The organism is Streptomyces venezuelae, from assembly GCF_008642375.1.
Lineage (GTDB): Bacteria > Actinomycetota > Actinomycetes > Streptomycetales > Streptomycetaceae > Streptomyces > Streptomyces venezuelae_G.
Window position 1 is genome coordinate 8,273,419 of sequence record NZ_CP029194.1, and the last position, 14,052, is coordinate 8,287,470.

10 protein-coding genes are annotated in these 14,052 nt (G+C 69.8%); 6 read left to right on the forward strand and 4 right to left on the reverse strand.

The window, feature by feature from the left end; translation table 11 throughout:
• Positions 1-3: 3 nt before the first annotated feature.
• The 4 genes from DEJ46_RS37635 (at position 4) to DEJ46_RS37650 (ending at position 7,991) form a co-directional block, all read left to right on the forward strand.
• Positions 4-849: a carbohydrate ABC transporter permease gene (locus DEJ46_RS37635; RefSeq protein ID WP_223835383.1), complete on the forward strand. Its 846-nt coding sequence runs from the start codon at positions 4-6 to the stop codon at positions 847-849.
• Positions 850-931: 82 nt separating this feature from the next.
• Positions 932-2,902: a glycoside hydrolase family 5 protein gene (locus DEJ46_RS37640; RefSeq protein WP_150273596.1), complete on the forward strand. Its 1,971-nt coding sequence runs from the start codon at positions 932-934 to the stop codon at positions 2,900-2,902.
• Positions 2,903-2,982: 80 nt separating this feature from the next.
• Positions 2,983-4,740, forward strand: a complete 1,758-nt coding sequence (locus DEJ46_RS37645) for a glycoside hydrolase family 35 protein (protein WP_150273598.1) — start codon at positions 2,983-2,985, stop codon at positions 4,738-4,740.
• A 107-nt stretch (positions 4,741-4,847) separates the two neighbouring features.
• Positions 4,848-7,991, forward strand: coding sequence for an alpha-mannosidase (locus DEJ46_RS37650; RefSeq protein ID WP_150273600.1), 3,144 nt, complete (start codon positions 4,848-4,850; stop codon positions 7,989-7,991).
• A gap of 357 nt (positions 7,992-8,348) precedes the next feature.
• Here DEJ46_RS37650 and DEJ46_RS37655 read toward each other — a convergent pair whose 3' ends face one another.
• Positions 8,349-8,954: a GOLPH3/VPS74 family protein gene (locus tag DEJ46_RS37655; RefSeq protein ID WP_150273602.1), complete on the reverse strand. Its 606-nt coding sequence runs from the start codon at positions 8,952-8,954 to the stop codon at positions 8,349-8,351.
• A 201-nt stretch (positions 8,955-9,155) separates the two neighbouring features.
• On the opposite strand from DEJ46_RS37655, the gene DEJ46_RS37660 reads away from it, so the two are divergent.
• Positions 9,156-9,794 (forward strand): hypothetical protein, encoded by a 639-nt coding sequence (locus DEJ46_RS37660; protein ID WP_411757850.1) that lies wholly within the window; start codon positions 9,156-9,158, stop codon positions 9,792-9,794.
• A 46-nt stretch (positions 9,795-9,840) separates the two neighbouring features.
• On the opposite strand, the gene DEJ46_RS39420 is transcribed toward DEJ46_RS37660, so the two are convergent.
• Both DEJ46_RS39420 and DEJ46_RS37665 read right to left on the reverse strand, forming a co-directional pair.
• A complete protein-coding gene (locus tag DEJ46_RS39420) occupies positions 9,841-10,002 on the reverse strand; it encodes a hypothetical protein (RefSeq protein WP_190623365.1) in 162 nt (53 codons plus the stop codon).
• A 30-nt stretch (positions 10,003-10,032) separates the two neighbouring features.
• A complete protein-coding gene (locus DEJ46_RS37665; protein WP_150273605.1) occupies positions 10,033-10,434 on the reverse strand; it encodes a hypothetical protein in 402 nt (133 codons plus the stop codon).
• A gap of 162 nt (positions 10,435-10,596) precedes the next feature.
• Between DEJ46_RS37665 and DEJ46_RS37670 the strand changes: the two genes are divergently transcribed.
• Entirely contained in the window at positions 10,597-11,169 is a 573-nt protein-coding gene (locus DEJ46_RS37670; protein WP_150273607.1) for a GNAT family N-acetyltransferase, read from the forward strand.
• 82 nt (positions 11,170-11,251) lie between these two features.
• Here DEJ46_RS37670 and DEJ46_RS37675 read toward each other — a convergent pair whose 3' ends face one another.
• Positions 11,252-13,885, reverse strand: a complete 2,634-nt coding sequence (locus DEJ46_RS37675; RefSeq protein WP_150273608.1) for an NPCBM/NEW2 domain-containing protein — start codon at positions 13,883-13,885, stop codon at positions 11,252-11,254.
• Positions 13,886-14,052: the final 167 nt, after the last annotated feature.

A 14,052-nucleotide genomic window follows, 5' to 3' on the forward strand; every position in this document is an offset into this window, starting at 1 on the left:
CCGGTGACGACCGTACGAGAGGGAGCCCGCGCCCTGCGGCGACCCGCGCGCGGCCTGCTGGCCGGAGTCCTGATGGTGGTGTTCCTCGCCCCCTTCTACCTGATGCTGCGCAACGCGCTCATGGACACCCGGACCCTGACGTCCCCGGAGTGGACCTGGTGGCCCTCGACGATGCACTGGGAGAACTTCACCGCCCTGTTCAGCGACCCCACGCTGGACATGGGTCGCTCCCTGGGCAACTCCCTGCTGATCGCCGCCATCACGGCCCCGGTGTCCACCCTGCTCGCCTCGGCCGCCGGATTCGCGCTCGCCCGCATCCCCGTGCCCGGACGTGGCGTCGTGCTCGGCCTCGTCCTGGCCACGCTCATGATCCCCGGCTCGGTGACCTTCGTGCCCACCTTCGTCGTCGTGGGCTCGCTCGGCGGCGTCAACACCCTGTGGGGCATCATCGTCCCCGGACTCTTCAACCCGTTCGCGGTCCTGCTGTTCCGCAACTTCTACCTGCAGTTCCCCCGCGAGATCGAGGAGGCCGGCCGCCTGGACGGCCTCGGCTGGCTCGGCCTCTACCGCCGGATCGCCCTGCCGTCGTCCGGCGCGATGCTCGCCTCACTCGGCGCGCTCGCCTTCATCGACAGCTGGAACGCCTTCCTGTGGCCGCTCGTCATCGGCCAGGACCCGTCCTCCTGGACGGCGCAGATCGCCCTTTCCACCTTCCTCACGGCGCAGACCATCAACCTGCCCGGCCTGTTCGCGGGCGCGGTCGTGACCATCACCCCTCTGGTGGTCATGTTCCTGGTCGCCCAGCGCCACATCGTCGAAGGCATCGCCCACTCCGGCCTCAAGGGCTGACGGCGCCTTAGGCTCCCCGACTCCGGACCGCCGGTCCGGGATGCAGTACCTCCTTCACTCCCACACCTTGGAGGACAGCACCATGAGATCACGCAGGCCCGACGGCGCCCTCGCGCGCACCGTCACCCGGGCCCTGACGGCCGCGCTGGCCACGGGCGCCCTGCTCGTCAGCGCCCTCCCCGGCACGGCGACCGCCCTCCCACCCGCCGCCGTGACCGACGCCCCCGTCGCACTGACCGGCGAGCAGCTGGCCGCGTCCTGGAAGGGCCCGCTGAGCACGCGGGGCCGGTACATCGTCGACGCCGACGGCAACCGCTTCAAACTGAAGGCCAGCAACTGGGCAGGCGCCCAGGGCACTTGGGAGGGCAGCGGCGACGTCGACGACGTCCTGAACCACCAGGCGGACCAGAAGTCGAACAACATCCCCCTCGGCCTGGACCGGACCCCGATCAGCCGGATCCTCGCCGACTTCCACGCGCTGGGCCTGAACTCGATCCGGCTGCCGTACGCCGACGCGATGATCGACGACGACACGGTGGTGCCGGACCAGGCCGTGGCGGCCAACCCGCAGCTCCAGGGCAAGACCCCGCTCGAGGTGTTCGACGCGGTCGTCGCCGCTCTCACCGCCGACGGTTTCGCGGTCATACTGAACAACCACACCACCACCTACCGCTTCTGTTGCTCCCTGGACGGCAACGAACGCTGGAACACCAGCCAGACCACCGAGAAGTGGATCGACAACTGGCTTTTCCTGGTGAACCGTTACGCGTCGAACAAGCGCGTCGTCGGTGCCGACCTGCGCAACGAGGTCCGCCGGGACTTCAACAACGACCCGAACTGGGGCTGGGGCAACGACCACGACCTCTACAAGGCCTACCAGCTGGCCGGCAACAGGATCCTCGAAGCCGCCCCGGACATGCTCGTCATCATGGAGGGCATCAACTGGCAGGGCATACCGCAGGGCATGTTCCCCCACGGCCGGCCCACGCTGACGCCGGTCCGCAACCTCTCCAACACCCTGATCAACTCCGGCAAGCTGGTCTACGCGGCCCACTTCTACGGCTTCACCGGCCCCAACCACACCGGCTCGACCGGTGGTTGGCAGAACGGTGAGACCAACGACCCGCGCTACCGCGACCTCTCGCCCGAGGACCTGATCCGGGTGGTCGACGATCAGGCCCTGTTCGTCACAGACGAGGGGCAGCACTTCACCGCCCCCGTGTGGATCAGCGAGTTCGGCACCGGCGGACGCGGCCAGACGGACCAGAAGGAGATCGACTGGTTCGCCCGCTTCACCGACATCCTGGTGGAGAACGACACCGACTTCGCCCAGTGGCCGCTGGTCGGCTGGAGCACCAACGGCAAGATCAACGACAACTGGGCGCTGATCTCCTACGACGACGCCGGCAACCGGCAGGCGATCAACGACCCAGGCGACTGGCGCGCCGCCCACTGGAACAAGCTGGTCAACGCCCCCGGCAAGACCGGACAGGTCGCCGAGGTCGACCACTGGAACATGGTCAACCTCGACTTCGGCGACCAGAACCTCTCCGCCACCATGCGCCGCCAGGCGGACTGGAGCGTCGGCAACCGCAAGGGCAACTGCCCCGACAGCCAGCGGCTCGTCGCCCTCGCCCGCAGCAACAACCGCGGCCTGTGCACCGACGCGGGCAGGGAGCTCGCCAAGACGGACACCATGTGGACCACCGTCGTCGACGAGCGCTACGTCACGAGCGGCGACTGGGCGAGCGGCTACAACAAGCTCGAATGCCCCAGGAACACCTTCGCCGTCGGCTACAGCGTCAAGGGCAACGCGATGGCCGCCCTGCTCTGCGCTCCTTCCGCCACGCCGCTGCCCACCACGAACCGGCTGCTCTGGTTCGACCGCGGTGACAACCGGCCAGCCACCGGCGGCTCCACCGCGAGCGACTGGGCGCCCGGCGCCTACAAGGGCCAGTGCCGGGACGACGAGTACCTCGCCGGCGTCGCCCACACCTGGAAGTGGCAGCACGGCGGTGCCCCCGACGCCCTCCTCTGCCGCCCCCTGAGCTGACCGACAGTCTCCGGCACCGGCACCCCGGCCCCGCACTCCAGCAGGGCGCCCCAGCACCGACACCTAGGAGCACCACAGCCATGCCTCGACTGGAGATCGCCGCAGACGGCTTCCGTCTCGACGACCGACCGTTCCGCATCATCTCCGGCGGACTGCACTACTTCCGCGTCCACCCGGAGCAGTGGGCCGACCGGCTCCACAAGGCGCGGCTGCTGGGGCTCAACACGGTCGAGACCTACGTCCCGTGGAACCTGCACTCGCCCCGGCGCGGCGAGTTCCACGCGGACGGCGGTCTCGACCTGCCCCGCTTCCTCGACCTCGCCGCCGCCGAAGGACTGCACGTCCTGCTCCGGCCCGGCCCGTACATCTGCGCCGAATGGGAGGGCGGCGGCCTTCCCTCGTGGCTGCTCGCGGACGAGGACATCGCACTGCGCAGCCGCGACCCCCGCTACCTGAAGGCGGTGGACGACTACCTCGAATCCCTCCTGGCCGCAGTCGGCCCCCACCTCGCGACCCGCGGCGGACCCGTCATCGCCGTCCAGCTGGAGAACGAGTACGGAGCCTACGGAGACGACTCCGGATACCTCGCCGACCTCGCCGAACTGCTGCACCGGCACGGCGTGGACGTCCCGCTCTTCACCTGCGACCAGCCCTCCGACCTGGAGCGCGGCGGCCTCGACGGAGTCCTGCGCACGGTCAACTTCGGCAGCCGCGCGGACGCCGGACTCGCCGCACTGCGCACCCAGCAGCCCGAAGGCCCGCTGATGTGCTCCGAGTTCTGGATCGGCTGGTTCGACCGCTGGGGCGGCACCCACGTCACCCGCAGCGCGGAGGACGCCGCAGCCGACCTCGACCGGCTGCTCTCGGCCGGCGCCTCGGTCAACCTCTACATGTTCCACGGCGGCACCAACTTCGGCTTCACCAACGGCGCCAACGACAAGGGGACCTACCGGCCCACCGTCACCTCCTACGACTACGACGCCCCGCTGGACGAGGCGGGCGACCCCGGACCCAAGTACGCGGCGTTCCGCGAGGTCATCGCCCGGTACGCCCCCGTACCCGACGAGCCGGTCCCCGCGCCCGCACCCAAGCTCGCCGAGGCCGTCGCCGAACTCACCACCTGCGCCGGCCTCCTGGACCAGATCGAGCTGCTCGGCGGCCCCGCGGTGCACGCCGACCACCCGGTCACCATGGAACAGCTCGGCCAGCCCTTCGGATTCGTCCTGTACGAGACGACCCTCCCGGACGCCGGCCGCACCGTGCTCCGCGTCGAAGAGGTGCACGACCGGGCCCAGGTGTTCGTCGACGGGCAGCCGGTCGGTGTCCTGGAACGGGAGAACCACGAGCACACGCTCACCTTCCTCGCCCCCCGGAGGGGCGCCCACCTGGCCGTGCTCGTCGAGAACCAGGGCCGGGTGAACTACGGGCGGGCGATGCACGACCGCAAGGGACTCCTCGGCGCCGTCACCACCAACGGCCTGACGCTCGTGGACTGGTACAGCCGTCCGCTGCCCATGGACGACCCGAACGCCCCGTCCTTCACGCCGCTCGACCCCTCCGCGCCCCCGGTCGGCCCGGCCTTCCACCGCGGAGACGTGGACATCGCCCGTCCGGCCGACGGCTTCATCGCCCTGGACGGCTGGACCAAGGGCCTGGTGTGGATCAACGGCTTCGCGCTCGGCCGCTACTGGTCCCGAGGGCCGCAGACCACCCTCTACGTCCCCGCCCCGGTCCTGCGCGCGGGGCGGAACGAGATCACCGTCCTCGAACTGCACGGCTCCACCACCCGGCGCGTGGAGCTCCGCGGGACACCCGACCTCGGACCCGTCGAGGACTGAGACCCCGCCGACTCCTCGACACGCGCCCACGAGATCTACCGCTCGTGAGGCCGGATCGACGCACCGAGGCTCCGTCCACCTCTGCCCGCACGACCACGGAGACACCGATGCACAGCAAGCAACGCCTCACCGAGCAGCGGCTCGCCCGCGTCCTCGGCGAACGGATCAGGCCGGCTGTCCACGCCCTCACGGTCCCGCTCGACATCGCGATCTGGAACGTTCCGGGCGAGCCCGTTCCCGTCGCCGAGGGCCTGGCCGCACCGTACCAACCGGTGACGCTCGGCCACCGCTGGGGGCCCGCGTGGACCACCAGCTGGTTCCGGATCAGCGGCAGGGTGCCTGAGGAGTGGGCCGGCCGCCGGGTCGAGGCCGTCGTCGACATCGGCTTCAACTTCACCGGTGCGGGCTTCTCCAGCGAGGGCCTCGTCCACCGCGCCGACGGTACCGTCGTGAAGGCCCTCAACCCCCGCAACGCCTACATCCCGGTCGCCGCCCCGGCGGTCGGCGGCGAGGAGTTCACGTACTACGTCGAAGCCGCCGCCAACCCGAACCTGAACGACAGCCATGTGCCCACCCGCACCGGCGACAGACCCTCCTGGCTGACCAGCACAGGCACAGGCACAGGCACAGGCACAGGCACAGGCACAGGCACAGGCACAGGCACCGGGATCGCCGACGCTCCGATCTACCAGCTGCTCCGCCTCGATCTCGCGGTCTTCGACACCCGGGTGTGGGAACTCGCCCAGGACCTGGACGTCCTCGGTGAGCTGATGCGCGAACTCCCCGAGGCCGAACCGCGCCGCTGGCAACTCCTGCAGTCCATCGAGCGGGCCCTGGACACCATCGACCTCCAGGACGTGGCCGGCAGCGCCACCGCCGCCCGCGAGGTGCTCCGCCCCGCGCTCGCGGCTCCCGCCGCCCCCAGCGCCCACCGCATGTCCGCAGTCGGACACGCCCACATCGACACCGCCTGGCTCTGGCCGCTGCGCGAGACCGTACGCAAGGTCGCCCGGACGCTCTCCAACGTCACCCACCTCATGGACGACCACCCCGACTTCCGCTTCGCCATGTCCCAGGCCCAGCAGCTCGCCTGGCTCAAGGAGCGCCGCCCCGAGGTCTACGGCCGCGTCCAGGAGAAGGCGAAGACCGGACAGTTCCTCCCCGTCGGCGGCCTGTGGGTGGAGCCCGACACCAACATCATCGGCGGCGAGTCCCTCGCCCGGCAGCTGATCCACGGAAAGCGCTTCTGTCTGGACGAGTTCGGCGTCGAGACGCAGGAGATGTGGCTGCCCGACACCTTCGGATACAACGCCGCCATGCCGCAGCTGATGAAGCTCGCCGGAGTGCGCTGGTTCCTCACCCAGAAGATCTCCTGGAACACCACCAACAAGTTCCCGCACCACACCTTCTGGTGGGAGGGCATCGACGGCACCCGGATCTTCAGCCACTTCCCGCCCGTCGACACGTACAACGCCGAGATCACCGGTGCCGAACTCGCCCATGCCGTGAGGAACTTCCAGGACAAGGAGGCGGCCGGTACCTCGCTTCTCCCGTTCGGCTACGGCGACGGCGGCGGCGGCCCGACCCGCGAGATGCTGGCCCGCGCGGCCCGCGTCGAGGACCTGGAGGGCTCGCCGAGGGTCACCATCGAGAGCCCGGCCGACTTCTTCGAGCGGGCACACGCGGAGTACCCCGACGCCCCGGTGTGGCTCGGCGAGCTCTACCTGGAGTTCCACCGCGGCACGCTCACCAGCCAGCTGCGCACCAAGCAGGGCAACCGGCGCGGCGAGCACCTGCTCCGGGAGGCCGAGCTGTGGTCGGCGACGGCGGCGGTACGGTCCGGATTCTCTTATCCGTACGAGGAGTTGGACCGTATCTGGAAGACGGTCCTGCTCCACCAGTTCCACGACATCCTGCCCGGCTCCTCCATCGGCTGGGTGCACCGCGAGGCCGAGGGGACCTACGCGGCGGTGACCGCAGAGCTGGAGGCGATCGTCGCCGTGGCCCAGCGCGCGCTGGCGGGGGAGGGCGAGGAGAAGGTGGTCTTCAACGCCTCCCCGTTCACCCGCGACGGCATCCCCGCCCTCGGCGCGTCGCCGCGCACGAGCTCGCCGGCCCGCCCCGTGGCGCCCGTGCCGGTCGAGGACGGTCACCTCCTCGACAACGGACTCGTCCGCGTCCGGATCGACGACCGGGGCCTGGTCACCTCGGCGTACGACATCACGGCAGCCCGCGAGGCCCTGGCCCCCGGCACGGCGGTCAACCTCCTCCAGCTTCACCAGGACTTCCCGAACGAGTACGACGCCTGGGACATCGACGCCTTCTACCGCAACACCGTGCACGACCTCCGCGACGCCGAGTCGGTGCACGCGGGGGCAGGCGGTGTGCGGGTGGTGCGGACGGTCGGCGACTCCCGGATCGAGCAGTTCCTCTCCCTCGCGGAGGGGGCCCGGCGGCTGGACATCGACACCGAGATCGAATGGAACGAGAAGGAGAAGCTCCTCAAGGCCGCCTTCCCCCTCGACGTGCGGGCCGACCACTCCAGCGCGGAGATCCCCTTCGGGCACGTCCAGCGCCCGACGCACACCAACACCAGCTGGGACGCGGCCAAGTTCGAGTTCTGCGCCCACCGTTTCCTCCACGTCGGCGAACGGGGCTGGGGCGCGGCCGTCGTCAACGACTCGACCTACGGACACGAGGTCACCCGGGACGTCCGCCCCGACGGCGGCACCACCACGACGGTCCGGCTCTCGCTGCTCCGCGCCCCGCGCTATCCCGACCCGGACTCCGACCAGGGCCGGCACCGCCTCCGGTACGGCTTCGTGATCGGCGCCGACATCACGGACGCGGTGCGCGAGGGATACGGCTTCAACGTGCCCGAACGCTCCGTGACGGGCGCTTCGGTAGAGATCGCCCCACTCGTGGCCACGGACGACGACGCCGTCGTCATCGACACGGTCAAGCTCGCCGACGACCGCTCCGGCGATGTCGTCGTGCGCCTCTACGAGGCACACGGCGGACGGGCCACGGCCCTGCTGAGCACGGGCTTCCCGCTGGAGTCGGCCACCGTGACCGATCTCCTGGAACGCCCGCTCGCCCCCGGCGAGGACTCCGGCGCCGCCCGGCAGACCGCCGCAGGACAGCTGTCCCTGACCCTGCGCCCGTTCCAGATCATCACCCTCCGGCTGTGTCCCGCGTCCGGTGTCCCCGGCACAGCCGCAGATGACGCACGACCGGTGCACCGGCCGTGACCGGACCTGGTCGTCGTCGTCGTGCTCGCGCACGGCCCGCTCGGCCTCGGCGAACACGGTGCTGTGCCGCCGAAACGGGGTGCCATGATGTCCGAGCTGTCGGCCGACGGCACCGAGTCGCCCCGGATCTCCGACCCAGCCGGCTTCAGTCGCTCTCCGGCGCAGGGTCCTGTGTCGTGTGCCGTCCGGCCCGCTTCGCCCGCAGCGCGGCCCTGGCGGCAGCGGCCTCACGTGTGACGCGCTCCGTCAGCAGCTGTATCCGGGCGGCTCGCTCCGCATCGGACAAGCCGGTGAGGCCCAGCCTGACATCACGTTCCTCCTGGGACACAGCGCTCCCCTCCCGTACCCGAACTGGACTCACCCGCGCCAGAGGTTGGCGAAGGCAGAGTTCTCGATGGTCCGCCTCTGCCGTACGGCCTCCAGCTCCATCACCGCGTCGTGGACGGCTGCCACCACCGCCGTCACCGCCTCGTCGTCGAAGCCGGGCTCCTCGTCGGACCGATCGCCACCGATGCCCACGGCCGAGGCGAGGGCGGCCAGGACCGGCTCCCGTTCGTCCCAGCGGGCGTCTGCCTTGCGGCGACCGGGCGTGTCGACCGGCTCCACGACGTTCGAACCGAAGGGCAACCGGCCGCTGCGCTTCCGCGTCAGCTCACCGTCCTCCACCAGCGCGGTCTGGTAGGCCGCCGAAAGGTCCCGGCCCCGGCGCCACAGCCAGTCCTCGATCCGCTCGTAGGGCGACTGCCGGGTGAGGCCTTCGGCGGCCTCGCCGAGCAGTGGATCGTCGAGCGCCGGCGCCTCACCCGGCACGAGGTGATCGCCGTCCACGGTGACGGCTCCCGCACCGATGAGGTCGACCAGCTCGGCTCCCGCGAGCGCGAGCGACAGGTCGCCCTGCCCCACGGCTTGCTCCGGCCTCGGATGGTTCAGGGCGATGATGAACAGGTCTTTCGCCGTGGTCATGAACGGCTCCCCTCGGAGGCATGGACAGAGGTTCGTCCTCATCGGTCCGATCCACAGCCGGAGTTGGGCCGGCGGCGGATCGACTTCCACGGCCAGTATCACCTCTCCCCGGGCGGTCGAAGTCCTACGGCAGACGGAGCCTCGGCAGAAGCAGGAGGCGATCCGGGCCGGGGATGGGGAACACTTCGCCGGGTGATCGTGATGCAGCCCGTCCTGGAGATACACGCCCCTGAAGGCTTCGACCTCTGGCCTGTCGCCGAGATCGAGCCGTTCGGCTTCCTGCCGCTCAGCGGCAGCCTCTCACCTGCCGAGGTCGGAACGGCGGTGATGCGCATCGCCGACTGCAACGACATCGATCCCGACTCCGACTCCGACGGCGACCGCCCACCCCGTCCGGCCGACGCACGGGCCTCCTACCTGCACGGACTGCTGACCTTCGACACCCTCTTCGCCGCAGGGGGTCTGCGAGTCACCGACACCTCCACAGGCGTCACCTTCCTGCCAGGCTGCTGCGACGGACTGGAGGACTGGCGCGACTGGCACCAGCTCCTCGATGGCGGCGACCTGCTCGGATTCGGCCACGACCCGGAGTCGCCGCTGGCGGAACGTACGGGTGACACCGTACGGCTCACCGTCAATGCCGAGCAGAGCGACAGCCCGGTGATCGAGCTGCCCGTCACCGAACTCCGGCACCTGCTCACCGGCGTCGAGCACGACCTGACCGACTTCCTCACCCTGGCAGCCGACTGGGCCTCCCGTCATGTCCCGGACCACGCCACACCCGTCGTGGCCGCCCTGGCTCGCGTGCTCGCCATATCCGGGCGGCCTCCGAAGCCGTAGGACGCCAGATCCCGCACACGACCCCCGGGCAACGATGCCGATCGCCTCAGTCGTCGGCCGCGACGACGAGCGTGATCCGTCCGGCCGAGCGGTCGATGAGCACGAGTTCGTGGAAGTACTCGTGCACAGGAGCCCAGTCATGAACGGCCACGCCCCCGAGCCCGTTCAGGTAGTAGATGTGCTCGGCCGCTGACAGGCGGTCGAGCAACGCCCACCCCGCGGATCCATCGGACCGGCTCTATGCGCAGATGCGCTTGAAGGAGGTCGCGCCCGGCCGGGCGCGGAACTTCACCTCGTGCCCGGCGTCGTCGGTGAAGACGGCCTCCGTCTTGGACTTGAGGGTCATCGTGCCGCGCTGGGTGGGGTTGTCCCACCCTTCGGGCGGGTTGCCCGAGCCGTCGGAGAGCGGGGTTTCCGCCTCGAAGTACGTCGAGCCGATGCGGGCCTCGTCGATCCCGCAGTGCGTATAGAGCTCGAAGGGAATCCCCTCGCTGGCGGGTGTCGGCCGGCCGGACGGTGTCATCCGGCTGGACGGTGTCGTCGGGCCGGCCTCCGTCCTCTCGCCGGTCTCGGTGCATCCCGTGAGCAGCCCGGCGACCAGCGCGAGGGTGAAGATGATCTGTCCCGTTCTCTCTGCCATGGCCCTTCGACGCTCAGGCCCGGTCGGCGGTTCCGTACCTCGCGGCCGTCCGTCGCCCCGGCCGACCGGAAGGCCGCCGGCACGCGGGCCCGGCCCGTCGGCCCGTCGGCCTGTCGGTGCGGATCTCCGTCATCGTCGGGCGCGTCGTGACATCGTGGCGGTATGACCTTCGAAGTTCGCCCGGCATCGGTGTTCGAGGACGTCCGGGCCGTGGTCGGTCCGAAGTCTCCCGAGGCCAATGTCTGCTGGTGTCTGAGCTACCGGATCCCGTCCAAACTCAACAACGAACTCCGCGGGCCGGCCCGTGGCGAGTACGTCGGCGAGCTGTGCCGTATGCAGCCCCCTCCCGGGGTGATCGCCTACGACGGTGACGAGCCGGTCGGCTGGGCTGCCGTGGCACCGCGCTCGGACACGTCCTTCGCCCGCAGCCGCACCATCCCGCACGTCGACGACCTTCCGGTGTGGTCCCTGTGGTGCATCCGCGTACGCCCCGGCCATCGCAAACAGGGCGTCTCGCACGCCCTGATCGCCGGCGCCGTCGAGTTCGCCCGCTCCCACGGCGCCCCGGCCATCGAGGCCTATCCCTTGGACAACGGGGACACCCGGGTGGACATGACGATGGCGTACGCCGGGCTCCGCAAGAACTTCGAACGCGCGGGCTTCACTCACGCGGCCGACACCACCTCGGTGCTGGCCGGCCATCCCCGGGTCGTCATGCGGCTCAGCCTGCTCTGATCGCGGACAACCACGCCCGTGCCGAAGCGATCGGCCGGGCGTGGCGTCCGTCGGGACCGTCGGGCCCCTCGATGAGCACGTGCTAGTTCAGGAGCGTGGCTCCGGCCCAGTCGGCGTGGTCGCTGTTGATGCCGTCGCCGGTGTCGGTGGCTTTGAGGGTGAGGGTGGTGACTCCGGTGACGTCGAGGTTGATGGAGGCGGTTGCGGTGGTGGGGGTCATCGGGGTGGGGGATTCGTAGAGCTTGGTGTTGTCGCCCCAGACCTCGAACTTCACGGTGGCGTTGCTGCTGACTTCGTCGTCGATGCCGAGGTCGGACCGGAAGCGGGTGTAGCCGCGGTCGAGTTGGTAGGTGATGGTGCTGTTGGCGTGGGTGCCGATGCCTTTCGTGTACGTCGTGCCGTTGAGCTTGAGGGTGTTGCCGTCGACGCTCTTGTCCTTGTTGATGCTGCCGAAGTCGCTACGGGCGCTGCTCCAGGTCAGCGAGCTGAGGTCGACCCGCTGGCCGTCGCCGCTGGTGGAGGCGGTGACGGCGTTGCTCGCTCCGGAGACGTTCCCGGCGGCGTCGACCGCCTTCACCGTGAAGGTGTACGACGTCCAAGGCGAAAGGCCCATGGCGGTGAAGCGGGTGGCCGCACCCGTCGTCGTACCGACGAGAGTGGTGCCGCGGTAGATGTTGTAGCCGGTCACACCGACGTTGTCGTCGGACGCCGTCCAGGCCAGTTCCACGCTGTCCGAGGTCGCGCCGCTCGCCGCGAGGCCGGCCGGCGCGGTGGGAGCGATGGTGTCGCCCGCCGGGGTCCCGGCGGTCGCGGTCACGGCCGCGCCGGCGGTCACCGGAACCGTCACGTACGAGACGGTCTTCCCGTAGAGCGACTTGGTCTGCGCCGCGTGGGGCGTGCCGTTCACGGTGATCGTGGCGTGGGTGCCGTAGAACTGGGCCTCCCAATTCACCGTGCCGCCCGCGTTGTTGGTGAGCTTCGACGCCGTCGTACCGGTGTGCTGGAGCTTCAGGTCGTTTTCACCGACCTTCAGGTGGTCGATCTCCACCCACGGCGTCTCGGACGTCAGCCGCGAGACGGTGGCGACCTTGTCGTTCGGGGCGTCGGGCTGCACGCCCATCATGCCGTCGATCGTGCTGCTCACCGCGAGGAAGGAGATCTCGGGGTAGGTGTTCTTGTCGGCCATCAGCTTCTTGAGCCAGGCCCAGCCCTCCGCAGGGCGGTTGTACTGGTAGAACATCTCGGGCAGGTAGGAGGTCGCCTCGACGTTCAGGTTGTCGTCGTTCGCGGCGATGAAGTCCAGGTAGCCGTCGGTCCGGGGGCCGTGGTCGCCGAGCCCGGTCAGCATCATCAGGAAGCTGGCCTCGTGGCCCCAGCTGCTGTAGCCCGTGCCGGCGGCGTCCTTGCCCCGGACGTACCGGTTGTTCGCCGAGTCCCACCAGTTGCTCTCGAAGTGGGCGCGGACCCGCTTGGCGCGCTCCGCCCACGTGGTGCTGCCGGCGATGTCGCCCCTCGCCCTGAGGATCGCCGAGTACGCCAGCATCGACTGGTACTGGTAGCCGAGGGAGTCGGCGGCCGAGACCAGGTTCTCGTTCGGGAACTCGAAGAAGGTGGCGGTGTACTCGCCCGGCTGCTTGCGCGAAACAGGCTGCTCCGCCGCCGGGTCGGCGTCGTTCCACCTGACCTCGTGGCCGGTGAGGAACGTCCCCATCGTCGAGTCGTAGAACTTCGAGAGGTCAGGGTCGTCGAGCCACGCGCGGTCGCCGGTCCACTGGTACTGCTTGTAAGCCTTCGTCATCAGGTTGAAGGGGGAGGGAAGTTCACGGAATCCGGTGCCGTCGATGTAGTACATCGCGCCGTACGAGCTGTGCGCCCACAGCGGCCAGCCGTTCTGGCCCGGGTCGTCGGCGTCGGCGGCGAAGGTCTTCATCATGTGGAAGGTCTCCGCGTCCAGGCCGACGGCGTGCGCGCCGTCCGACTGGTGGGAGATGTCGCGGTTGTAGTACGACTCCCGGTTGGTGTACGCGCCCCAGTAACCCGGCTCCACCGTCGGGTGGGACGCGTTCTTGAGCCGCCACCACTCCGGTTCGTGGCCCATCATCGGGTTGCCCGGGTAGAACGTCATGGCCAGCGCACGGTTCTTCCCCCAGTTGAAGCCGTCGTTCAGGGCCGCGTTCGGGGACTTGATGGTCAGGGTGCTGGTCGGCGCCCCCACGTGCTCCTGGACCGTGATCCGGTCGATCCGCGGGACCTCGCCCGCCGAGGTGGCCGTCAGCTCGATGATGTCGCCGGGCTTGAGCTGCACCTTGCTCGACGTACGGGTGTCGATGTTGACCGGGTCGGTGTGGTCGCGTCCGTAGCGGCGTGAAGTGCCCCAGGAATCCACGGTGGTGGAGTTCACGGTGAGCTGGTACGTCACACCGTTCTCGGTCATGCCGTTGTACCGCGTGATGAGGTCGTACGTCCCGGCCGTGCCGGAGAACGTGCTCCTGGCCGTGCTCGTCCGGCCCGAAGCCCCACGGACGTAGGTGACGTTGTCGACCGTCGTCCCGTTCCAGGTGTGGTTCACCGTGTCCGTCGCGAAATTGGTCAGCGACATGTTCTCGGCTTCGATCACGTACGGGCCCGCCGCCGCACCGGCGGCGGTGGCGGCCATCGCCGGCGCGGGACCGGGTAGGGCGAGCGCGGTGCCGACCACTGCGAGCGCAGCGGTCAAGGCACAGACAGAACGACGCATGAGCGGTCGATCCTTTCGGGTGGGGGGTCCCTCCGGAGAGGGGGATGACGGCCGCCGAGGCAGCCGCCATCCGGTGAGGGTGGGCTGAGCGTGTGGAGCGACGGGGTCAGGAGCGGAGCCTCGCGGCGGTCGAGCACCCGAACCAC

Excerpts from the sequence above, each read along its gene's own strand:
- DEJ46_RS37645 (WP_150273598.1), top strand. The coding sequence starts at position 2,983 with ATGCCTCGACTGGAGATCGCCGCAGACGGCTTCCGTCTCGACGACCGA.
- DEJ46_RS37650 (WP_150273600.1), top strand. The coding sequence starts at position 4,848 with ATGCACAGCAAGCAACGCCTCACCGAGCAGCGGCTCGCCCGCGTCCTC.
- DEJ46_RS37660 (WP_411757850.1), top strand. The coding sequence starts at position 9,156 with ATGCAGCCCGTCCTGGAGATACACGCCCCTGAAGGCTTCGACCTCTGG.
- DEJ46_RS37655 (WP_150273602.1), bottom strand. The coding sequence starts at position 8,954 with ATGACCACGGCGAAAGACCTGTTCATCATCGCCCTGAACCATCCGAGG.
- DEJ46_RS37665 (WP_150273605.1), bottom strand. The coding sequence starts at position 10,434 with ATGGCAGAGAGAACGGGACAGATCATCTTCACCCTCGCGCTGGTCGCC.
- DEJ46_RS37670 (WP_150273607.1), top strand. The coding sequence starts at position 10,597 with ATGACCTTCGAAGTTCGCCCGGCATCGGTGTTCGAGGACGTCCGGGCC.
- DEJ46_RS37640 (WP_150273596.1), top strand. The coding sequence starts at position 932 with ATGAGATCACGCAGGCCCGACGGCGCCCTCGCGCGCACCGTCACCCGG.